The sequence below is a fragment of the Rhodococcus sp. AW25M09 genome (assembly GCF_000333955.1).
Classification (GTDB): domain Bacteria; phylum Actinomycetota; class Actinomycetes; order Mycobacteriales; family Mycobacteriaceae; genus Rhodococcoides.
In genome coordinates this window covers 1-22,623 of sequence record NZ_CAPS01000064.1, presented here as the reverse complement: position 1 = coordinate 22,623, position 22,623 = coordinate 1, and the positions used below count along the sequence as shown (strand labels likewise).

Here is a 22,623-nt window from a genome sequence, read left to right as displayed (position 1 = left end):
GTTGCGACCGCTTGCACAGTAGCTTCGGGGCTTACACGCTCGTATCCCAGACATGACTCACTCTTCCGAGTCTTGCCTGGGTGGTTCAGTGCATACTCCGTACAACCTCGTTGTCCCAGTCCGTGAAGACCGGGTCGGTGTCCGTGTCGCTCTGACTCGACAAAAGTTACGCGAAGACCAACGCTTACGCAAATCGCCTGGTCAGATGTAATTTCTGTGTGAACAACAGCCGCTCGGGCTCGATCGGACGCTTACGACCGCATCGATCTCGACCAACGTATCCGTCCTCGGCAGTCCCGTCACCACTGTCGTACGACTCGGTGGGACCTTGCCCGAATGTATGCGCCGCGACGAGTTCCCCATAGACATCGTTCATGACCGGGAGAACTGCGTGCGGCTGCCGGCCCAATACCTCGCAAGTCGCAGCGACGGCCCGTTGGACTTCGGGAAGCGTTGCCACTACTTGTCGGTGGTGGGTAGAACCGAGTCGACATCGCTGTGAGCGGTGAGGGGACCTGCAGCGCACAGATGACCGAACCGAACACGTTCGAACGGCCCTCCTGCCAAGAGCAAACGTGTCAGGTATTTCCCCGGGTAAACATCTCTCGCACCCATCTCTTCGACAACACACACCGCTCGTGGCGCTCCGATGTCGATCTCCTCGAACTGTTGCGGGAAGATTCGATCTCGCCGCAGACTGCACAGCAATGACACAGTGCGCAACTACTGCTGTACGAGACAGCTACTCAGTCGAAGTTCTTCCGATACCAAGGAGACGAACGTGATCGACGCGGATGCCGTCGAGGGGCTTGATCAGCGAACCCTCGGGCCCCAACACAAAGCACTGCCGCCCAGCTCGTGGGGCCACACGGTCGAGAGCTTTCTCGCCACATCTCCGCGACTCTCCGAATTCACGACGCCGGTACTCACCCTCGATCGAGCGCGCATCGCGTCGAACATCTCGGTCATGGCCGACTGGACAGCTCGCGCAGGTCTGTTGCTCGCACCCCACGGCAAAACGTCGATGGCCCCTCAGCTGTGGAAGCAACAGCTCGATGCAGGCAGCTGGGCAATCACCCTTGCCACCGGATGGCAGGTTCAGGCGGCGCGCGCATTCGGGGTCGAACGAATACTCCTCGCCAACGCCGAGGTCGACCCTGTCGCGTTGACATGGATTGCGGACGAACTCGATTCGCACCCCAGCTTCGAGTTCTATTGCTGGGCAGACAGCGTCGCCACCGTATGCGAGATGGACCGCATTCTCGCGACGCGGGGGAAGCGCCCGATAGCGGTCGTCGTCGAACTCGGTGGTCACCACGGCCGAACCGGCGCCCGCACGATCGACGAAGCAACCGAGGTGGCGCGTTCTATCGACGCGTCGTCACGACTGACCCTTGCGGGCGTCGGCGGCTACGAGGGGGCCCTGAGCCACGACCGGTCCGACAGCGGCCTCCAGGCAGTGCGAACCTACCTCGACAAACTTGCCGACCTTCATCACGTACTCGACGCCGAGGGGCTGTACAGCGAGCATGCAATCGTGACTGCAGGTGGTAGCGCCTATCAGGATCTCGTCGTGGAGCGGTTGGGTTCACTCGCCACCGACATAGGCGTGCGAACAGACATAGTTCTTCGCTCGGGGGCCTACGTGGTGCACGACGATGGTTTCTACGCACATATCTCGCCGCTGACCGCCGGCCGTACCGACGCTCCCTTGACATCGGCGATGCACGGATGGGCTCGGACGGTCTCTCGTCCCGAACCCGGACTCGCATTGCTCGACGCCGGCAAACGCGACTTCCCGTTCGACGAGGGTATGCCTGTCCCCCAATGTATTCGAGGTACCGAAATTCTCGACCCCGACGCCGAAATAACGGCACTGAACGACCAGCATGCGTTCCTTCGGCTCCCGGCCGAGGACACGGCGGCGCTGCCGGTTGGATCAGTGGTGCGGCTGGGACTGTCACACCCTTGCACTGCGTTCGACAAGTGGCGCCTCGTTCCCGTCATCGACGATGCAGACAGCGACGAACCACGAGTGGTCGGTCTAGTACACACATTCTTCTAGAGCCCGTGCTCGGTGTCGGCGGGCAGACGGTGCAGACGTGGACCGTGGCAATCCTGTCAGTGGTCAGCTCCGCTGTCGCGGGAATCCTTTTCGCGACCATCGCCTGAGCCAGTGGTGCGATCAGGAGCCCGCAACGGCACCTGATCGCGCCACTGCGTCCGCACCTGATCACCGACGAAGTGCGTGTTCTCGGCCGACATCTCCCGACTACCCGATCGTCCGACGAGATCGTCGATTCGATCGTCCAAACTGTGGGCACGCGCCATGGCGTCGGAGGTACGCGCCTCGCCTTCGGAGGACTCGACCAGATTCGCGAGCCGAACCAGTGCGGCCACTCGGACGGTCAGCTGAGTCCACACCACTTCCAAAGCGCCACGGCGTGATTCGACCTGCGCGGCGGTCTCCTCATCGACCATCGTCTCACCGATACGGTCCAACTCGGTTGCCACTGCCCGCAGCGACGTCGCATCGACCGAGATCTCGGTGAGCTCGACGAACAGGTCGAGTTGATTGCGCTGGATCTCGAAGTAGGTGGACTGCCACGCCGGTGAGCGACGTACCCGATCGAACGACGTGCCCGCAAGAAACATCAGGGTGTCGTATCGGTCGGCGAAGCGGTCGTCTTTGCGATCGACGAGCTGATCGACCACCCCGGTGGCCCACTCGACCCGGTCTGCCACCGGAGTCTTTCTCGCAAGGGTGTTCACCCGGTCCGTAGCGGAGTCCACCAACGACAGGCCGCGCTCCGCAACCGGACCGAACTTCTGCGGTGCCGGGGTCCGCATCAGAGCATCGAAGACGGCATCCCGCTGATCGAGATCGAGATGCACACCCTCTCGACGTTCCTTCCGTGCTGCACGTACCCCGGTCGCGTAGTGCCGGTTCGACATCACCACGGCTGTGCGATGGTGATTGATGCGTTTGGTCAACTCGGCTACTCGAATGCGATACACCAGCGACGATCCGGGCTTGCTCGTCGTGTCCTTGGCCAGCCACCGATCCCGTTCGTCCACCAGGTGTCGCAGCGTGCCGAAGCCCCCGATCGACGGCAGAGTGCGTCCGGCACGCCAACGATCGACGAGCACTGCTCTCGTGGCCTCGTCCAACCGTCCGGCCGCGATGGCGACAGCGCCCGCGTCGGACAGCGGTTCCGAATGACCGGGCAACCGGCATTCGGCACAGCGGCGGTGAACCTCGTCGTCGAATCGGGCGCGCTGCTCGGCCGACCCTCTGCCGTCGAACTCGGACATCGTCTCTCCTAGGTCACGCCGAACCGCCGCTGGATTCATCGACGGGTCGCTCGCGCTCGAGTGTTCCAGAAGTTCAGATCTGTCCGCGCAGCGATTGTTCGGTCTGCGGCTTCTTCTCGGCAAGCAGTGTGCGCGCGACGTCGAGACCTTCCCAGACGTTCCACATCAACACGCCCCTGACGATCGCCTCGTCGTCGAGGTAGTAGACGACGCCCTCTTTACCGACCGACTTCCAATCCTCGACGGTGTTCAGAGACGTCGACATGGTGCCGATCGCCTGGTATCCGTCGTCGTAAATATCGGAGTAGAAGTACGGCGTGTACGAGTAGGGCTCGGCTGCGCCGGCCATGTTGCGGCCGGCGGCTTTGCCCATCTCCGTAGCGTTGTCCACATGCTCGACGCGGCGCCGACCGAGAATCGCGTCGGGGTAGTTCGCCACGTCACCGGCCGCGTAGACGTGTTCGTCCGAGGTCCTCAACAATTCGTCGACCACGATGCCGTCGTCCACGGCCAGCCCGGCAGCTTCGGCAAGTTCGGTGCTGGGCCGCACGCCGAGACCGAACACGACAGCGTCGGCTTCGAGGGCCGAGCCGTCGTCGAGTTGCAGTTGTACGCGCGCCGATGCCTCGACTCCAGCGGTGACTTTCGTCCCTCGTCGTACGGTCACTCCGTGATCGGCGAATCCTTTGTCGAAGACGGCGGCCAGGCTCGGCGGAAACATATGCCCGCCGAGCACGTCGTCGGAGGTCACGAGAGTGACTTTCACGTCTTGGAGAGACAAAGCCGACGCTATTTCGGTGCCGATGTATCCGCCGCCGACAACGGCGATGTGTTCCGCGGTTTTCGTCAGTTCGCGCAGCGCCCGGTAGTCGGCAAAGGTGCGGAAGTACACCACGCGTGTGCTGGGAGCTAGCTCGAGTCGTGTCGGTTCGGCACCGGTTGCGAAGAGCAAGGTCCCGTACTCGTGGCGCTCTCCCGATTCCGTCGTGACAGAGGAGCTCGATCGGTCGACCGACGCCACCCGAACTCCTGTGTGCACCTGCGCGCCGGTGTCCGACGCCGTGTCGAGTGGAACCTCATCGCGGCCGAAATCCGAATCCGTCCACAGCTTCTTGGACAGTGCGGGCCTGGCATAGGGCTCGTCGGAGTCCGCACCGAGAATTCCGATGGAGCCGGTGGTGTCTTTCTCGCGGATTCCGCGAGCCGCACTGTCGGCAACCATTCCCCCGCCGATGATCAGGTAGTCGTACTGCATTGTTCGCTCCTCCAGAGGTCAACGTGATTCCTGTGGGGCTACCCGAAACGCCACGAGAGCAACCCAGCAGAACCTCGTCTCGGCCCACTGGAAATGAGGAACGGACCGGACTGTATCGAGCATCACACCCCGAATGGGTTGGCCCAGGCCCGCCTAGTGGGCATGTTGGTTTGAGCGACTAAAGATCATTTTGTCTCGAGTCGAGCTGTAACGGTTCCGTCCGACCGAACGACTCACACCTCAGGACGCGAACAAAAGGAGACGATGTGACTGTTCAGATCGATTCGCTGGCAATTGGCACCGACACCGCCGATGTTGCGGCAGCCGACGTCGACCGGCTCTTCGACGAAGTTTCAACGCTGGACGCCACCATCCTCGACGCCATCGAGCGCCGCACCCGGCTGGCGCGCACCCTGGCTGCGTCGACATCCGAAGCCGACGGCTCGGACCGTGAAGCCGACTCGTACGGTGATCTCGGCAGCGACGGCCGCGTTTTCTCGCGGATGCTTTCCCGGCTCGCGCAGATGACCCGATAGCACCTACTCCCCCCTTACATCTTCTGTGCAGTCCGCAACCCCGTCGAGCATTGGCTCGGCGGGGTTGCGTCGTATATGCACACGAATGTCGGGTGGCCTTCGAGATCGGCAGCTATCGGCCGATCCGGAATGCTGACCTCTACTGCTCAGAGGCGGTCGGGCAGGCCGAATCGATCGAAAAGCGACAGGTCGAAGAAACACGCCACGTGTCCGACCCCTCTGGCATCGACGTCGAGGACGTGCAGCTGAAACGGCCGGTGCACACCGTCCTCGCTGATCATGTACAGCCCGTACGCGGGTTGGCCGTTTGCCGAAGTGGGCACCATCCGCATGTCGCCGGCTCCGTTTGCCGGACAATTGTTTCGGATGAGCGACCCGATTGTCTCTGCACCCTGATACCACCCGACGAACGGTGGCATCTCCCACACCGCGTCCGAGGTGAACAGGGTGACCAAACCATCGATGTCGTAGTTCTCGAAGCACTCGACATACCGCGTGAGTATTTCTTGCAACTCGGTGGACTCGATGGGCTGGGCGTCGTCGAGATGGGGCGCGATCTCGTCGAGGCGCTCTCTGGCCCGCTGCAGCAAGCTGTTGACCGCTGTCGTCGTCGTGGCGAGAACCTCCGCGACCTCCGACGCTTTCCATTGCAGCACCTCGCGCATCAACAGCACCGCGCGCTGCCGAGACGACAGATGTTGCAGCGACGCGACGAAGGCGAGGCGCACCGATTCCTTCGCGACCACTATCGCAGCGGGATCACTCGAATCCGCCAGATCGGCATCTGCAATGGGTTCGAGCCAAGGGATCTCGTTGTTCTGCACGAGTTCGTCGGTCGGGCCGGAACTCGGTGCGCCCAAGCCGGTCGGCAGCGGACGCTTTGCCCGACCGTCCAGAGCAGTGAGGCAGGTATTGGTGGCGATTCGGTACAGCCACGTGCGCAAGGACGAACGGCCCTCGTATTTCGCGTATCCCCGCCACGCGCGAATATACGTTTCCTGCAGCAGATCCTCGGCATCGTGGATCGATCCGGTCATGCGGTAGCAGTGCGCGAGCAACTCGCGCCGGAACGGATCGAATTGCGCGAGAAAGTCGTCCTGCTGCATGGAAGCCGCGGTCATGCGGTAGAGCCTAAACCGGTGGCAGATGCGCCACAGCTCGAACGCGCGCCGCAGAAAGGTTTGCCCGCGCATCTGGGTTAACCTCGGCTTCGTGACATCGCCAACGAGCATCGACGACTTGGTCGAGGAGCTGTACCTGCAGCGTCGTCGGGCGTGGGAGGCCGCTCTCGTCACCGCGCAGAACTTCCTCGAGACCATCGCCGATGAAATTCTCGAAGACGTCGATCGAGACCGACTGAACGCGCAGACCGCACGCATCAAGGACCCGGGAAGATCCGCCGACAAACTCCGCCGCTACGTCTCCGAGGGCCGCATCACCGAGCCCACCGACGCAGATGCCGTTGCCGAGGCGCTGCCGGATCTCGTCGGGGTCAAGGTCCTGGGCAAGACCCCTCGCGATCAATTGACGTTCGTCGCTGCGCTCGAGCGTGCCTGCAACGACCCGGAATGTTCCGTGCGGTTCGCGCAACCACCTACCGACTACGTAGCCTTTCCCAAGCCCAGCGGCTACCGCGCGTATCACGCTGTACTGGTGGTCCGAGTGGCGACGCATCAGGGCGACCTCGATGTGAAAGTGGAAGTTCAGGTCAAGACACGACTGCAGGACGCCTGGGGCGAGCTGACCCACGAGGACATGTACAAACCCGGTGAGGCGCTCAAGCCGACCAAGAAGCACACCGATTACGCCGCGCACATGGCGCACCTGCTCGATCAGGTGGACGCAATGGCCGACGATCTCGCCGCCCAACTCGATTCACTGACGGCTGCGTCCAAGGAGGGCAACGTGCTCTCCGCCGACCCCATCCCGAAGGATCCGGACTTCATTCACGCTCGGGTCACTCGCACCGGTCCTCGGTACGCGCTGGCGGTCGGACCGGACGGTCGTCGGGGGCTCGTACCTGCTCGCTCGGTGAAAGCCGTCATCGGCTCCACCGACCGAATCGCCGTCAACGACTATCTCGAAGTGGGGGACTACATCGACGTCGTGGTCGAGGATTCCGAGGACGCTCTGTACTACCACCTGACCTCGCGGCCGCCCCGTCTCAAGCCCGCGAAAAAGCGCAAGCGCTGACCTGCGGTTCTCAGGAACATCTCACGTCCGTGCTGTAAAACTCCGTTATCGTGACCACTATCGACAAGCCCACGGTCGTCGCCGACGCCGAGCTCGACACCGCGTCCCTCGACTGGCGTAACAGGATTCGTACTGCCGACACGATCGTGCCTGCACTCGCGTTCGTCGTGTTGGCACCCCTGTACGCCGCGATGTCCGTGCTCGGCCATCGTCAGCTCCGTACTTCCGGCTTCGATCTGGGCATATTCGTTCAGCAGGTCGCGTCGTACTCGCAGTTTCGCGCGCCGACCTCCGACCTGCTGGGCACCGGGTACAACACGCTCGGCGATCATTTCTCCCCCATCACCGCCCTGCTGGGTCCCGTCTATCGGGTGTTTCCGCACGCCGAGACGTTGCTGATCGCGCAGGCCGTGTTGTTCGCGCTCGCCGTGATCCCGATCAGCCGGCTGGCGGTGCAGAAGTTCGGCACGGTGGTCGGTGTCGTGATCGCCGCGGCGTTCGGGCTGTCCTGGGGTGTTCAGGCCGCGCTGAACTTCGACTTCCACGAAGTGGCATTCGCGATGCCCTTGCTGGCCATGTCCATGGTCGCGCTGGTTCGTGAGCGCTGGCTGCCGGCACTGGCGTGGGCTCTGCCGCTGGTGTTCGTCAAAGAGGACATGGGTCTGACGGTCGTCGTGATCGGCGCCCTGGTGGCGTTATGGGCGAGCGGAAGAACACGCGTACTCGGCGCGCTGACTTCAGTGTGGGGCCTGACCTGGGTCATTCTCGCCGTCAAGGTCATCATTCCGGCGCTGAGCTCCGACGACTCGTACGACCAGGGGTCGAAGCTGCCTCCGCTGAGTGAAGGCATCGCCGACACCGCGCACGGCCTGGTTGCCGGCGATTCCCGGGCAGCCACCGCCTTCCTGTTGCTCGCGGTCACGGGCTTCTTCGCCTTGCGCTCCCCTCTGTTGCTGATCGCGGCCCCGACGATCGCCTGGCGCTTCGTCAGCGACAACTCCAACTTCTGGAAGCCGATCTACCACTACAACGCGATATTGATGGTCATCGTGTTCGTCGCTTTGCTCGACGCGTTGGTTCGTAGCCGTCGGCACGGCCAGCTCACCGACCGCGGCAGGAAGCTGATCGTCGCATTCGTGGCAGCGTTCGCACTCGTCGCCTTGCCGTTTCTGCCGATGGCACGCATCGTGCACGCGCAGGAGTGGACGATCGATCCGCAAGCCGCAACAGCTCGGGATATCTCGCAGTGGATTCCCACCGGTGATCGAGTCGCGGCGTCGAACAATCTCGTAGCCCAGATGGTCGCCGATCACGACGTGTCGGTGTTTCCGCAGCGCGCCACCGATTCAACTGTTCCGGACTGGATCGTCGTCAACCGCGAACGGCCTGCGGGCTGGCCCGCAGACGAGAGCGGCGATCGCCAGGCGATCGACCGGGCGCTGTCGAGTGGATACGACGTCGTCTACGCCGTCGACGGTATCGAGGTCCTGCACCGCGAGTGAGTTCGTGCGATTAGGGTTCGGTGACACGGACCCCACCGGATACACCGCGATAACTACTGCAAGGCAGGTACAGGACATCGACGCTCGAACCGGCGATCTCGGCGCCACCAAGACCGCATCGAAGCGCTCACCGTGGAATCGAAAGAACCCCTACCGCGCGCAGGTTCTGAGCAACCGGTGCCTGTCCGGTCCCGCCTCGGCCAAAGAAGTTCGGCACTTCGAGATTGCACTGGACGATAGCGGCATCTCCTACGAGGCCGGCGACGGATTCGGTGTCAGACCCGTCAACGATGCGGTTCTGGTATCGGCCGTCATCGAGCGTCTCGGAGTGCCCGCCGACATAGCCGTTCACACCAAGGCCGGTGAGATCACCCTCGAACAAGCACTGACCACGGAGTACGAGATCGGTATCCCGTCCATGGACCTGATCGAGGCCGTGGCCGAACACGCGGGCGATGCCGAACTCGACCACGTTCTCCAGAACGGCGACCGGGCGTCGTTCGATGCCTGGATCTGGGGTCGCGATGTCGTGGATGTTCTCGATCTCGATCGGTCGTCGACTCTCGATCCAGCCGAATTCCTCGGCTTGCTTCGTCCGCTCCAACATCGCGTGTACTCGATCTCGTCGTCACCGACAGCGCACGAAGGCACCGTGCACCTGACCGTGTCCACCGTCCGATATCGATCGGCCGAGCGTGACCGCGGCGGCGTCTGCTCGACGTACCTCGCCGACAGAGTCGGCGACGGGAACGAGGCAGGTGTGTTTCTGTCGCCCAACAAGTCGTTCCGACTTCCGTCCGACGACACACCCATCATCATGATCGGGCCCGGAACCGGAGTAGCACCGTTTCGAGCGTTCCTGCACGAGCGTCGCGCGCGCGGCGCGACGGGAGACAATTGGTTGTTCTTCGGGGACCAGCACCGGTCCACCGATTTCCTCTACGCGGACGAGCTCGCCGAATTCGAGCGGGACGGTTTGCTGACCCGACTCGATCTCGCTTTCTCCCGAGACCAGCACGAGAAGATCTACGTGCAGCACCGCATGCGTGAGTCGGGACAGCAGTTGTACGGCTGGCTCGAAGCAGGTGCACATCTCTACGTCTGCGGTGATGCGGCTCGAATGGCCAAAAGCGTCGACGAAGCACTGCACGAAATCGTCGCCGAGCACGGCGGCCACTCCCCCGATGCCGCCGAGGATTACGTCAACGAACTCAAGCGATCCAAGCGCTACCTGCGGGACGTCTACTGACCCACGCGTTCTTGTCGGACCCCCTCGCTACCGTCTGATTCACAGGCATCAGTTCTCGTCCGAGAAGAGGGTTCGCACCGTGAACGCACTGCAGAACGGCCATTTCGATTCCACCACGGCACACGCGTGGGCGACGTTCACCGCGAATCTCCACGCATGTATTCGGTCCCTGCCCAGACGGGACTACATCACGGTCACCGCCGCCCAGGCCAGCCCCGGCGAGCGCGGCTTGCGCCCGTACATCGATGTGGCGGCGGCAGACGCCGGTAATCTGGTCACGGTCGCGGCAATTCCGTCGCTGCTGTACCCGGATGCTCCGGACGCAACTGCCATGGACGTCCACTTACTCGATTTCGGTTGGCTCGATCGCGGCAAGCCGGTCGCCGACGGATCGGTCATCGATCTCACGCGAACCGACACGAGATCCGACGCCGGACTCGTCGCGGAGATGATCACGCTCGCGTTTCGCGAGATCTGGAACGTTCCGCACCCCTCGTTCCTCAGTGTTTGGGGCGTCGCGGCCGACGGCTCGTCGACGGGTCCGGTGGACCTGCAACGTGGGTTCGACGGCCGGACGGCCGCAGTCGGCCCGGACGAGGCACGTCCGGAGACAACTACCGACGTTCCCGCCGAGCTGCGGTCGCTGCAGGCGTTGTGTCAGTTGATCGGTAGACGGGTCGATGCGCACACCGTGAGATCCGTGTGCACCCGCAGCGACCTTCACGATCTGTTCGCCCGTGCCGTGACGCTGCATCGTGCGGCCGCCGGCCGAGCTCGCCGCACCGCCGACGCCGGTCGAGACGACTCTGCCGCTGTGTGGATCAACCTGGCCCGGACCTGGCGCTCGGTCGCACGCAGCATCGACGCCGCGATGGATGCGGACCGGCACGCGTGTAGCTGACGAGCTACAGGACCTTTCGGCGCAGACCGCTCGCCCGCAATACCTGACGCTCGACGCCGGCGCGGATTGCTTCCTCGGTACCGATTACCCGCACGTGCGATCGTGCGCGTGTGATAGCCGTGTACAACAATTCTCGGGTCAGCAGTGTCGATGCTTCGGCGGGGAGAAGCACCGAAACCGTGTCGTACTGACTGCCCTGACTGCGGTGGATCGTCATCGCGTAGACGGTGTGCACCGAGGAGAGCACGTTGGGGTGGATCAGCACGTGTCCACGCCCGCGGGCGAAGGCAGCCATCGGAGTTCCATTGTCTCCCAACACCACAACACCGGTATCCCCGTTGTAGATCCGCGCTTCGTGATCGTTTGCCGTCACCAACAGCGGCTGACCGGGGTACCACAGCGACGGGTCGAGAAACGTTCCGCTCCCCTCTCCGACCCACTCCATCGCCTGCCGATCCCACCGCGAGACGCCCCATCGGCCCTCACGGTGCGCGCACAGCAGCCTGTGCTTCTCCAGCCCGAGCAGTGCCGCAGTGGCATCCCCGCGTTCGGCGGCGGCGGTGACCTCGGCGGCGGTGTCGATCACGTCGGAGCGGAGCGCATCCATGTCGTCGGGACCATGGAAGGAGATCTCTTGCGCGCCGGACTCGAGCAGCGCCATCACCTCGTCGGCCCGCCCGTCTCGCACGGCCACGGCCAAGCGCGCGATGGCACCGCCGAACCGTCTGCCACGACTGAGTCGAACAACGCCGCCGCTCAGGCGTTCTCGCTCGAATGGGCTCAGAGCGGCCTCGGCCGGATCCTCGGCGGCGGCGAAATCGTCGGCGACGAGCTGTGCCAGCACTGGGTTCTCGATGCCGGTGACCGGCCGCGCCACGAGATCTGCCAGCACCGCGCCTGCATCGACAGACGTCAACTGATCCGGGTCACCGACCAGGATCAATCGTGATTCGGGGCGAACGGCTTCGAGCAGTCGACACATCATCGTCAACGACACCATCGAGGTCTCGTCCACGACGATGACGTCGTACGGCAAGCGATTCTCGGCGTCGTGCCGAAACCTCGTCTTGCTGCCGGGCTTCCAGCCCAGAAGCCGGTGCAGCGTCATCGCCTTCAGATCCACTGGAAGTCCGAGCAGTGCGGCCTGTTCGGACACCGACTCTTGCAATCTGGCTGCGGCCTTGCCTGTGGGTGCGGCCAATCCGATACGCAGATCGCTCCCGTGTTCACGGACCAGCAGCGCCAGAATTCGAGCAACCGTATGGGTTTTGCCGGTTCCCGGCCCGCCTGCGATGACTGTCGTCCATTGCGTCGCCGCCAGAGCTGCGGCTATGCGTTGGCGATCGGGAGCGGCCGTCGGTGCTCCCGATTCGTCGACGAACAGCTCGGCCAAAGCGCCGCTGACTTGGGCTGCATCGGAATTCGGGTGGGACTGCGACCGCTGTTCGAGGACATCGCGAACTGTGCTCTCCTGCAGATGGTATCGGTCCAGGTACAGCAGCTCACCCTGGTCGGTGTCCACCAGCTTCAGCGGCGTCAACGGTCCGTTCGCGCTGCCGACCACAAGCGGGCTGATGGTCAGCGCACCGAGGACCTCGGTCAGCTCGGGCCAGGGAAGTGCGCTGGGATCGACGTCGGAATCCTCGTCGACCGTCACATCTCGCAGTCGTCGCAGATCGAGGCACACCGAACCGGATCGCACCGCGCGCACCGTCAGGGCAGCGGCCAGCAGTACGTGCTCGGACGACTCCCCGGCAAGCGCGCCCAGACGCAACGCCACATGCACGTCGGCAGCCGACAGCACACCTGCATCGTTGAAGGTGCGCAGAATTCCGCTGCCGCGCAGCGCAGTCGAGACGCTCGTCATCGAGTGACCTTCCCGGCGAGTAGGTCCGAGAGCTCGATCACCAGAGCCGCGGGCGGATCCCAGTCGAACACCCCGCACCCGGCTGGAGTCTGCGCTCCCACCATGCCCCGGACGAACAGGTATCGAATGCCGCCGAGGTGTAGCCGCGGGTCGTAGTCCGGTTGACGCCACCGCAGATACCGATGCAGCGCAACGGCATAGAGGATTGCCTGCAACGGGTAGTGCGAGCGCATCATTTCCTGAGCCATCTTCTCGCGGGTGAAATTACCGGTGGTGAGATCCCCGCGGGCGAGCCGGTTGGTCTTGTAATCCACGACGATGTAGCGCGGTCCGGGGACGCGGAGAACCGAGTCGATACTTCCCGTGAGAAAGCCGCGCAGGGGTGTCGACTCGATACCGTCGAGCAGGTCGGGATAGGACTCGAGCACGTCGCCTGCATCGAGATGACGCCTCAGCAGGCGCGCAACGGATTTCAGGGTGACCGTCGCCGCCACCGGGTCGTCCCCTCCGGCCAGGGGGAGCTCGAAGTCCAGCTCCGCGAGATGGTCGGACGGTGCGATGTCGGCCAGAGTCCCGAAACCCAAGGGCGTCTGCATCACCGGCAGCAGGGCCGCGGCCAACGCCACCGGATCGACCTCTGCCATCCGTGAGGCGACCGCCGCGGTGCAACGCCGTTCGAGTTCGGCGAGCAGATCCGGAGTGGACGCGTCGACGTGCTCGAGCGCCTCGTGTACGAGCGTTCCGAATGCCGCGCCGGCCGGCATTCCGTTCATCGGGGACGCGATCCCCTCCAGTTGCTCGTCGACATTGTCGCTCTCCACCAGGCTGGTGTACTCGCTGCCCACCGACGGTTCGGCAGGCTCGTCCGTCTTCTCGGGATGTTCGGCCTCGCTGGTCACCCCTACCTCCGGCTGGACCGGTGTGCCGTCGTGGGCGTGAGCTGTCAACGCGGAGTACGACGTTCGACGCCACAGCAGGTCCAGGGTTCGATCGAACCGCGCGGCGGCCACATCGAGGTGTGCCTCCTCCGGTCGGATCCAGTGCTCTGAGGACGGCGCACTGGGCCCCACCGGTTCGACCGAGATGAGGTCGGCAGCCGACCCGACCCAGGATTGCAGCCGGTTCGCGGTGGTCGCATCGTCGAGAACCTTGGAGGAAGGCTCCGGTTGCGGAATCCCGGGTATGCGGCCGAACAGCATCCGGTGGAGCGAGGACGTCGCCGTGTTTCGCCCCGGTGCCCACCACAGCACGATCTGGCTTTCGGCACGGGTGAGACCGACGTACAGCAGTCGCAGTTCCTCCCCCGCTTCTTCCTGATCGCTGATGATCTTTCTGGCTGCGTAACCCACTCCGGACGGTCCGCCGACGTCTCGGATGCGGTGTCCGTTCTCGTGCAGCAACAACGTCGAGGGCTTGCTGAAGTACAACGTGTCCCAGGCGTACGGCAGATAGACGACGGGAAATTCGAGCCCTTTGCTGCCGTGTGTCGTCATGATCTGCACTGCAGCCGAATCGCTGTCGAGTCGACGACTGCGGTCGGTGGATCCGCCGGCAGCCGGTTCCTTGATGCGGTCGGTCAGCCAGCGGGTGAGGGCGGTGATCCCGAAAGATTCGGATACGGCGGCCCGATTGAGCAATTGGGCGATGTGCCGTAGATCGGTCATGGTGCGCTCGCCTGCTTCGATTGCGAGCAGCCGGGCGTCGAGTCCGGACTGGGCCGACACCCGCTCGAAGACTGCCGCGAAACCGGCCTGGTCGAAGAGGACCGAGTACTCACGCAGTTGGCTGCTGACCTGGGACAGGGTGTCCTCGGCTCCGGCGTCGAGCTGGGCGGCAGTCCAACCGAGGAGTGGAGTGAGTGCGGCGAGGCGAACGCGATCGGAGCGATGCGGTTGCTCGATCGCCTGCAGCAGCCACAACCAGTGTCGGGCACTGTCAGTACCGAACACACTGGTGCTGCTCGATACGACAGACGGCACGCTCACTGCATCGAGTGCATCCCGAATCAGCGCAACCTGCTTGGTCGTTCGGGTCAAGACGGCGATGTCTCGCGGTTCGATCGCGCGGGACCCGTCGGGACGGTCGATCACGGTATCTCTGGACAGCAGCTCGACGACGTCCGCCGCGACGTCGGCCGCGACTCTGGATCGGAGTCGATCGACTGCCGGAAAGCCTTGCCGGAGTGGACCTGCACCGGTTCGCGGAAGATACCGCAGCCGCAGCGGAGGATTCCCCACCATCCTGGATACTGGGTTCCGGGCCTCGACCCTGTGGACCACGATGTCGTCGTGCCCGAGGGCCGCACCGCCGTACAGATGATGCAGTGCGTCCAGCAGCCCCGAGTCACTGCGCCAGTTGGCTGTGAGCTCGTACAGATGGTCCGCGGATTCCACAGCGTCGAGGTAGCTGAGCACCTCGGCACCGCGGAACGCGTAGATGGCCTGCTTCGGATCGCCGACGAGAATGAGCGTCGTGGATCCGTGAAACGCCCGCCACAGAATGTCCCACTGCATCGGGTCCGTGTCCTGGAACTCGTCGATCAACACCACGCGGAATCGGTCTCGCACACGGGCACAGGCGGCTTCGCCGTGCACGGGGTCGGACAACACAGAATGTAGTAGTCCGAGTAGATCGTTGTAGTCACGAACTCCGAGCAGGCGTTTACGACGCTCTATTTCCCGTCGCGCTTCCCGTGCGAACCGCACGCGCAGTGCGGACTCGCGGCTACCGTCATCCCCGTCGAGGTTCTCGGTGTCGGGGTGCAGGATCGACTGTTGGTCGCCGACCGCCGCCAGCGCCAGCTGCTGCGCATCCTTTCTGCTGAATGCCGGAGCCTCGTCGTCGCCGCTGAACATCTGCAGGTACAGATCGTCGACGACCTGTTCCAGTAGATCGGTCACCGATTCGACGAACGTCGATTCCGGTTCACGCTCCCCCGCGATACCGAGCCCGTCGAGCATCCGCTGACAGAAGCTGTGGGTGGTGACGATGGTGCCGGCATCGAAGTCCGAGAGCGCCTTGCGCAGTCGTCCACGACGGCGGTCCACCTCGGCATCGTCGGCCGAGGCAAGAAATGCCACGAGTGGATCACGTTCTGCACGAGCAGTTTCCGGGTCGGCCAGGTGCCGGGCGATCGAGGCGAATCTGCTGCGGGTGCGATCGCGCAATTCCTGGGTTGCGGCCCGACTGAACGTCACCAGAAGCAGATCGGAGATCTCGGCGATGCCCTCGGCGATATAGCGCGCGGCCAAGCCGACGATCGCGTAGGTCTTGCCGGTGCCGGCACTGGCTTCGAGCACGGTGGTTCCGGTCGGCATCGGACCGAGCAGATCGAATCCGCGTGCGGCGTTCATGCGTTCCCCATGTTCTCGGCGGCCAGCAACGGGTCCCAGAGCTTTCGAGCGAGAATCCCGAAGCGACTCGTCTCGTTCGACGGCTCGGTCTCGTCGGGCAGCGAGGTCGCGTCCAGCAAGGCCTGGAACGACAGCGTCGGCCCGTGCACGTACCGCAGCGATCGATCGGTTCCGTCGCCGAAGTCCCCTCGCCACGCCCACGTGGCGGAGTCGTAGCCGTCCTCGATGGATCCGCCGCCGAACCGCTTCTCGGCGTATGCCGACGCGGTTCCAGTCGATATCGGCAACGGCGACGCCAACCCGCGATCGCGTAGCTCGACCAACTCTCGCAAGGATGCAACGGGATCACGCGGAGCCGTCAGTCGAGATCGACGTGGTGGGCGCATGCCGCTCGCCCGTCCGATTGTGACGGCGTTCCACTCCCCCGGCTCGGACGCGGCCACTGCCAGCAACCGCACCCATGCCGCCAGTCGATGCTTGGCGGCCAGACGCGAGTAGGAGGAGCGCGCCAGAACGCGGTCGTGGATTCCGGTAACGGTGCCGGTCAAGCGTCGTCCGTCGCCGAGGTCGACGGCGACATCGGTGGTCTCGGCCGGGCCGGCGTGGAAGGGCGCGGCCGCGTCGGCGATGATCCCGACGATCTGCCGGATGTCGGACATCTCGCGTCGGCCCTGATGGAACGGCGGGAGAGTGCCTCGACGCCATTCCGCGTCGGCGAATTCTCCGATGTCTCCGCCGGCGAGCACTGCAGCCAGCATTCGATCACCGATGTTCCACCGAGACAACGGGTCCAGCTCGATGTCCAAACTGTCGGCCAGGTCGTCCTCGAGATCTGGAACTCGAAAGCCCAGCCGCTGACGCAGAAATGCCTGCACAGGGTTCTCGACGAAGGCGATCAGGTCCGCGAGTTCCACATCCCCCGGAGGAAGTGGAGGAAGGGCCGCTGCCAGGAACGGACGCACGGGGTGGGCTGCCGCTTGCTGGGAAACTGCCCCGGCCAGAGCGACCGTGTCGAAGCTGAACGGCTGATCGGCTTCGAAGTTGTGAGGGTCGAACGGCTGCAGAGGATGCCGATGTTCGACGCTTCCGCCTGCGGTCACCTCCAGCACGTCCATCAACTCACGCAGCGGGATTGCCGGGGGCTTGACCGATCCATCGACGGGGTCGGCTCCGGTGTAGAACAGCAGTAGCTTCTCCTCGGCGGACATCACTGCGTCGAGGAGCAATTGCCGATCCTCGCTGCGGATGTCTCGTTCGCCGAGGGCCGGGTCGCGGGCGAGGATGTCGTCTCCGTCGATACTGCCCACTCGCGGGAACACCTCGTCGTCGAGCCCGAGTAGCACCACCACTCGGTGCGGTACCGATCGCATCGGAACCATGGTGCACACGGTCAGTTCGCCGGTTCGGAAGTTCGCTCGGGTGGGTCGGCCGGCCAGTCTCCTGGCCAACATCGCGCGCACATCCGCGAGTCGGAGTTCGGCCTCACCGCCGTGTTCGGTGGCGTCGGCGATCTCGCGATGCGCTTGTGCCAGCTGCCATTCGTCGGCTGTCGGCACGTCGGCGAGCAGGTCCAGTGCGCGGCCGAGCTGCCGCGTCCATTCGGCCACCGATGCCGGACCGGCAAGAGCTCGCAGCACCGAGGCGAGTCGGTCGACGAGTTCGGCGACACGGCCGGCGAGGGCGATGTCGTTGCTGTCGACGTCGTCGAGGGGCAATGCGAGGTCGAGGTATTCGTTCCTGGTCTCGTCGGCAGCTACTCCCAGGAGAATGCGATCGAGGGCCGACTTGAACGTGTTCTGCCGAAAGCCGTTCAGACCGAATGCTTCTCGCTGCCTCACCGTCAGGCCCCAGCGGGCACCGGAGGTGGTGACCCACTCGCGTAACCGCTCGAGATCATCGTCGGTGAACGAGAACTTCTCCCGGACCGGGCCAGTTGCAGCGAAGTCCAGCAGTTCACTCGCCGTCACGCGCCCCTCGGAGAAGTCGAGAACGGTGGCTACGACGTCGAGGACGGGGTTCGTACGGCGCAGGCCCCGATCGGCAAGTCGCACTCGCAGCCGATGCCCAGGATGCACCAGCGCGGCCTGCCCGAAGTTCGCGCGGATCAACGGCGCATAGGTCTCGACGTCCGGGCACATCACCAGCACGTCGCGTGGCTCGAGCGTCGGGTCGTCGCTGAACAGGTGCAGCAGCGACTCGCGCAGAACTTCGACCTGACGGGCGGGCCCGTGACATGCGTGGATTTGCACTGTTCCATCCGCACCCGTCGTTCCGCCCTCGGATTCGGTTGCGGCGGTGGGCGACACATCGGCGGCTATGTCCCGCTGGATTCGGCCGAGCAAGGTGCTTGCGAACGCAGAGCCCTCGTGATGCACGGAGTGCGTTGCGACCGAACCGGTGGTTGCTTGAAGCTCTCGCACGTCGCGCGACAGACTCGCCAACAGTGGGTGTTCGACGGCCAGAGCCGTCGCGTCCTCTCGTCGACGCGTCACAGCAGGAGTGTCGACGAGGGCGTTCCACATGGACGGGCTCGGATGCGGCACCCAGATGTGAACGTCGCGGTGCCGGGACAGCGCCCCCAGGATGTCGAGCTGGTCGGTCGTCAGTCGGGTCGGACCGAACACCGACAACCGACTCGGTAGGTCTACAGATTCCGGCGCGTCCTCGAGTCGGGCGCACGTCTCGGGAAGCCGTTCCGCCGGGCTAGGTCTGCCGATCCGCTCGCGCACCATGTTCCACACACGTGGTTGCCACTGCATGTCGTCGTCGAGATCGCTGCCGTGACCGTCGGTGAATCGGCCGGCATACCAATCGCGCAGCATTCGGGGTCGTTGAGATCCGTACGCGCGGAACAGTTCTGCCACGTGCGCTGCCGTCGACCAGCGACGTCCCGCCCGATGATCCTCGGACCCGGCACCCAAATGCTTGAACAACACTGTCGCCCACGGTTCGGTGCGGCAGTCGTCGATGACGCCCAGTGCGGTCCAGAGCACCCGGCCCGGAGCCCATGGATCGTCGTCGGGGTCGATGTCGTCGACCGCAGCGATGGCACGCGCGACCAGCCTCGCTGGGCTGGGAAACTCGATGTTCGCGGCAATTCCGTCACCGTCGGTACTGCCCAAGGAGCTCGACAGTCTTTGGGTGAGCCACCGTTCCACCCCCTTTGCCGGGACCGACACGATCTCGGGCGCGAAGCAGTCGTCCAACGGCACGGACAGGACGTCGGCGAGTGCATCCGCGAGGGTTCCTGCGCGTTCGGCGCGGTGGAGCGTCAACACCGTGGCGTTCCCCCTCCTGCTCGTGACCGAAAGCCCGGTTTCGGACTCGTGACGACCCTACTCGAGCCTCCGACACGTTCTGCGCGACGAGTTGAGCCTCGAACGTCGGTCGGTATCCGCGAACCCGTTCGACCCGAAGGAGTGCACCATGCTCGCACGCGCTTTGCCCTGGTAGCGATCCACGTTGACGACTCGGTTGGCGTTGCCGCGTCGAATGTAACGACGGTCGATGCCGGTACGACATGCTGATTGGAAATGCGACCGACCGGTCCGAATGGAACGGGTGGTTGCTTCCGGTCTCGCGGTGCCTGCCTTCCGCCGTATCGACGCCTTTCGTGATTCGAGGACTATCCCCCTATGACCAGCGCCTACCCACCCCCCTTCCAGCGCCCCACACCCGAACCGACGACGCCTCGCCGTCCCCTACTGGGCAAGATATTCGCTTGGACTGCGATTGTTTTCGGAGTCATTTTCTTGCTCGGTGCAGTCATGTCGTTCGAGTTCGGTGCGTTACTCGTCGGCGCTCTGATGGTCGGCGCGGGTGTCGCATATTTGCGTTTGTCGCCCACAACCGGCCGCAAAGGCTGGGCGATCCCGGCCATCGCGATCCTTCCCGCCCTCGTCGTCATGGGACTGACCACCGCCACCGAACCCGAGACTCCCCAGATCTCACCCGTCGCGGCCGTGCCTGCACTGCCGACAGTCACGACGCCTTCCGCGCTGCCGACGACAACCACACCCGCACCGACCACGACCACAGTGGCCCCGACGACCGAAGCTGTCGCCGCCGTCGTCGAGGTGCCGGCGACAACGGACTACATCCCACTGCCGGATCCCGAGCCCGAATACATCCCTGAGCCGGTGTACACACCAGAGCCCGTCTACACCGCTCCCGCGCCGTTCGTCGCGGTGCCATCCGCCGTCTCGTATGCAAATTGCGATGCCGTACGCGCAGCAGGCGCAGCCCCGATCTACGCCGGGGAGCCTGGTTACAGCTTCAAACTCGACCGCGACAGGGATGGCATCGGCTGCGAGAACTGACCACGGTCAACCCACCAACCGCCGCGTCAGGTCGGCGCTCTCGCGCGAGTAGGCGACCAGCATGACGAGCTCGACCGACGGCCGCGCGGCTTTCACGGCCACCACTTGCTGGGTGACTGCATCGTGCATCGGCCATCCGTAGGACCCGCCGGAGATCAGTGGAAAGGCGATGAATTTCAAGTTCATCGATGCCGCGAGGGCAAGACTTCGGGCGTAGCACGAACGCAGTAGTTCCGACCGGTCCTCGTGCGGGGAGTACCGCGGACCGACGGTGTGGATGACGCAGTCGGCTCGCAATCTGCCGGCGGTCGTCGCGACGGCGGCACCGACATCGAGGCCGTGCGGGGGCGCTGCTGTAGGCGGGCCGCCGTCTCTACACACGACGCCAAGACCTCGATAGAGTTCCACCCATGGTGGATTGGGTACGACTTGAACTTGACGTGGAGAAGTTCGACGACGCGGAGTTCGAGCTGTACCTGCATCGGGTACGAACGTCGGGCACCAGGTTGACGACGATGGCGGAACTCGGCGACACGACTGAACATCGGCGTGCGCTTTACCATCTCAACAAGACGTGTTCAGCCGACATCCCCGACCGGGGGACGTTCTACACATACGACGAATACGTCGCGGAACGCATCGATTTGGCCACCTTCGACCCGAGCGGCGTTGTCCTCGCAACCCGTGACGACGCATGGATCGGGATGTCCACAACCTCTCTGCACCCGGACAAGGGCTACGCGTTCTCCGAGATGACAGGTGTGCTTGCATCGCACCGTGGGCAAGGCCTGTCCCTGGCATTGAAACTGCTCGCGATCCGTTTTGTCCGATCGTCGGGTTACCAGCGGCTCGTGACCTTTCACCACCCAGGCAACACGTCCGCGATCGCGATGAACCGGCGGCTCGGGTTCGTCGACCCGGCAGCCGAGGGCCGAGTCGGTTGAGCCGAGGCTGCTGATCGTTGGGGACGGCCGATTTTCGAGATTCCGTCCACCGCCGTCACGTAGATGCGCCTGTGCGACATCGATCAACCCGAACAATCGTGATCTGCAAGTCTCGTTCGGGACTGCGTGACGTGTTGTTCTGTCTGATCAGTTTGACGTCTCGGCCGAACCACAGGTCGTGAAGCCACGTATCAGCCAGCGCCGACGACCCTCCTCCGAGTAGAGAGGAACCAGTTTTCGCCCTGGTACGGCGCTATCATCCACATATCGCCCTTCTAGGGGGTGGGTAAAGAGACGGCAACAGCGATGGCGTCGGCTGCGAGAACTGACCACGGTCAACCCACCAACCGCCGCGTCAGGTCGGCACTCTCGCGCGAGTAGGCGACCAGCATGACGAGCTCGACCGACGGCCGCGCGGCTTTCACGGCCACCACTTGCTGGGTGACTGCATCGTGCATCGGCCATCCGTAGGACCCGCCGGAGATCAGTGGAAAGGCGATGGATTTCAGGTTCATCGATGCCGCGAGGGCAAGACTTCGGGCGTAGCACGAACGCAGTAGTTCCGACCGGTCCTCGTGCGGGGAGTACCGCGGACCGACGGTGTGGATGACGCAGTCGGCTCGCAATCTGCCGGCGGTCGTCGCGACGGCGGCACCGACATCGAGGCCGTGTGGCAGCGTGGTGGCCCGCAGCGCCTTGCATTCCGCGAGGATCGTCGGCCCACCGGCTCGGTGAATCGCGCCGTCCACACCGCCGCCGCCGAGCAGTCGTGTGTTCGCGGCATTGACGATCGCGCCCACTGCCACGTCCGTGATATCGCCCTGGACGACATCGATAATTGTCATGAAAGTTCCTTCGCTGCAGTGATGTTCGAGGTAATTCGATCGAGATCGTCGGCGCGAAGCCCTGGGTAGCCGTGGACGGCACCGCGCCATTCGCGAGGCACCGCCGATGCTCCCCATCGCGCTCCGAGCAGTCCGCCGGCTATGGCCGCGGTGGTGTCGGTGTCGCCGCCCGCGCGGACACACAGTTCCAGAGCGGCCGGCAGTGGCCGCTCCGCGTCCCGGCAACGATGGATTGCCCACCACGCTGTCTGCAGGGCGTGCACCACCCAGCCGTTGCGGGGAAAGTCGGCGGGCTCCCCCACCTGCGCCGCATGGATCAACGGCCGCCAGAACGCTCGTACGTC

16 protein-coding genes and 1 pseudogene are annotated in these 22,623 nt (G+C 64.2%); 8 read left to right on the top strand and 9 right to left on the bottom strand.

Annotated elements, in window-relative coordinates; translation table 11 throughout:
- Positions 1 to 781: 781 nt before the first annotated feature.
- Entirely contained in the window at positions 782 to 2,065 is a 1,284-nt protein-coding gene (locus tag RHODMAR_RS12240) for an alanine racemase (RefSeq protein WP_008714956.1), read from the top strand.
- A gap of 56 nt (positions 2,066 to 2,121) precedes the next feature.
- Here RHODMAR_RS12240 and RHODMAR_RS12235 read toward each other — a convergent pair whose 3' ends face one another.
- On the bottom strand, positions 2,122 to 3,315 hold the full coding sequence (locus RHODMAR_RS12235; protein ID WP_008714955.1) for a hypothetical protein: 1,194 nt from the start codon (positions 3,313 to 3,315) through the stop codon (positions 2,122 to 2,124).
- A 73-nt stretch (positions 3,316 to 3,388) separates the two neighbouring features.
- The gene (locus tag RHODMAR_RS12230) at positions 3,389 to 4,570 is read right to left on the bottom strand and encodes an NAD(P)/FAD-dependent oxidoreductase (protein WP_008714954.1); all 1,182 of its coding nucleotides are present in this window, start codon (positions 4,568 to 4,570) and stop codon (positions 3,389 to 3,391) included.
- A 266-nt stretch (positions 4,571 to 4,836) separates the two neighbouring features.
- On the opposite strand from RHODMAR_RS12230, the gene RHODMAR_RS12225 reads away from it, so the two are divergent.
- A complete protein-coding gene (locus tag RHODMAR_RS12225; protein ID WP_008714953.1) occupies positions 4,837 to 5,106 on the top strand; it encodes a hypothetical protein in 270 nt (89 codons plus the stop codon).
- A gap of 146 nt (positions 5,107 to 5,252) precedes the next feature.
- Here the strand turns inward: RHODMAR_RS12225 and RHODMAR_RS12220 are convergent, their stop codons facing one another.
- The gene (locus RHODMAR_RS12220; RefSeq protein ID WP_042938945.1) at positions 5,253 to 6,227 is read right to left on the bottom strand and encodes a sigma-70 family RNA polymerase sigma factor; all 975 of its coding nucleotides are present in this window, start codon (positions 6,225 to 6,227) and stop codon (positions 5,253 to 5,255) included.
- Between the two features lie 91 nt (positions 6,228 to 6,318).
- On the opposite strand from RHODMAR_RS12220, the gene RHODMAR_RS12215 reads away from it, so the two are divergent.
- The 4 genes and pseudogenes from RHODMAR_RS12215 (at position 6,319) to RHODMAR_RS12200 (ending at position 10,951) form a co-directional block, all read left to right on the top strand.
- Positions 6,319 to 7,299 (top strand): GTP pyrophosphokinase, encoded by a 981-nt coding sequence (locus RHODMAR_RS12215; protein WP_042938943.1) that lies wholly within the window; start codon positions 6,319 to 6,321, stop codon positions 7,297 to 7,299.
- Between the two features lie 50 nt (positions 7,300 to 7,349).
- Positions 7,350 to 8,801, top strand: a complete 1,452-nt coding sequence (locus RHODMAR_RS12210; RefSeq protein ID WP_008714947.1) for a DUF2079 domain-containing protein — start codon at positions 7,350 to 7,352, stop codon at positions 8,799 to 8,801.
- A gap of 28 nt (positions 8,802 to 8,829) precedes the next feature.
- Positions 8,830 to 10,050: pseudogene (locus tag RHODMAR_RS12205) on the top strand (sulfite reductase subunit alpha); the annotation flags it as partial.
- 79 nt (positions 10,051 to 10,129) lie between these two features.
- Positions 10,130 to 10,951, top strand: a complete 822-nt coding sequence (locus tag RHODMAR_RS12200; RefSeq protein WP_008714941.1) for a TY-Chap domain-containing protein — start codon at positions 10,130 to 10,132, stop codon at positions 10,949 to 10,951.
- 4 nt (positions 10,952 to 10,955) lie between these two features.
- Here RHODMAR_RS12200 and recD read toward each other — a convergent pair whose 3' ends face one another.
- Genes recD through recC form a run of 3 tightly spaced genes read right to left on the bottom strand, consistent with a single transcriptional unit; the run spans position 10,956 to position 19,449 of the window.
- A complete protein-coding gene (gene recD / locus RHODMAR_RS12195; RefSeq protein ID WP_008714940.1) occupies positions 10,956 to 12,818 on the bottom strand; it encodes an exodeoxyribonuclease V subunit alpha in 1,863 nt (620 codons plus the stop codon).
- Entirely contained in the window at positions 12,815 to 16,171 is a 3,357-nt protein-coding gene (locus RHODMAR_RS12190) for a UvrD-helicase domain-containing protein (RefSeq protein ID WP_008714939.1), read from the bottom strand. Before RHODMAR_RS12190 ends, recD begins: the two co-directional genes overlap by 4 nt.
- A complete protein-coding gene (gene recC / locus RHODMAR_RS12185) occupies positions 16,168 to 19,449 on the bottom strand; it encodes an exodeoxyribonuclease V subunit gamma (RefSeq protein ID WP_008714938.1) in 3,282 nt (1,093 codons plus the stop codon). Before recC ends, RHODMAR_RS12190 begins: the two co-directional genes overlap by 4 nt.
- A gap of 357 nt (positions 19,450 to 19,806) precedes the next feature.
- Between recC and RHODMAR_RS12180 the strand changes: the two genes are divergently transcribed.
- Positions 19,807 to 20,490 (top strand): excalibur calcium-binding domain-containing protein, encoded by a 684-nt coding sequence (locus tag RHODMAR_RS12180; RefSeq protein WP_008714937.1) that lies wholly within the window; start codon positions 19,807 to 19,809, stop codon positions 20,488 to 20,490.
- A gap of 6 nt (positions 20,491 to 20,496) precedes the next feature.
- Here the strand turns inward: RHODMAR_RS12180 and RHODMAR_RS12175 are convergent, their stop codons facing one another.
- The gene (locus RHODMAR_RS12175; protein ID WP_232433641.1) at positions 20,497 to 20,871 is read right to left on the bottom strand and encodes a macro domain-containing protein; all 375 of its coding nucleotides are present in this window, start codon (positions 20,869 to 20,871) and stop codon (positions 20,497 to 20,499) included.
- Between the two features lie 29 nt (positions 20,872 to 20,900).
- Between RHODMAR_RS12175 and RHODMAR_RS27000 the strand changes: the two genes are divergently transcribed.
- The gene (locus RHODMAR_RS27000) at positions 20,901 to 21,434 is read left to right on the top strand and encodes a GNAT family N-acetyltransferase (RefSeq protein WP_008714935.1); all 534 of its coding nucleotides are present in this window, start codon (positions 20,901 to 20,903) and stop codon (positions 21,432 to 21,434) included.
- 335 nt (positions 21,435 to 21,769) lie between these two features.
- On the opposite strand, the gene RHODMAR_RS12165 is transcribed toward RHODMAR_RS27000, so the two are convergent.
- A complete protein-coding gene (locus RHODMAR_RS12165; protein WP_042938941.1) occupies positions 21,770 to 22,279 on the bottom strand; it encodes an O-acetyl-ADP-ribose deacetylase in 510 nt (169 codons plus the stop codon).
- Positions 22,276 to 22,623: ADP-ribosylglycohydrolase family protein (locus RHODMAR_RS12160; protein ID WP_008714931.1), on the bottom strand; the 348-nt coding region annotated here is incomplete at its 5' end. The genes RHODMAR_RS12165 and RHODMAR_RS12160, both read right to left, overlap by 4 nt.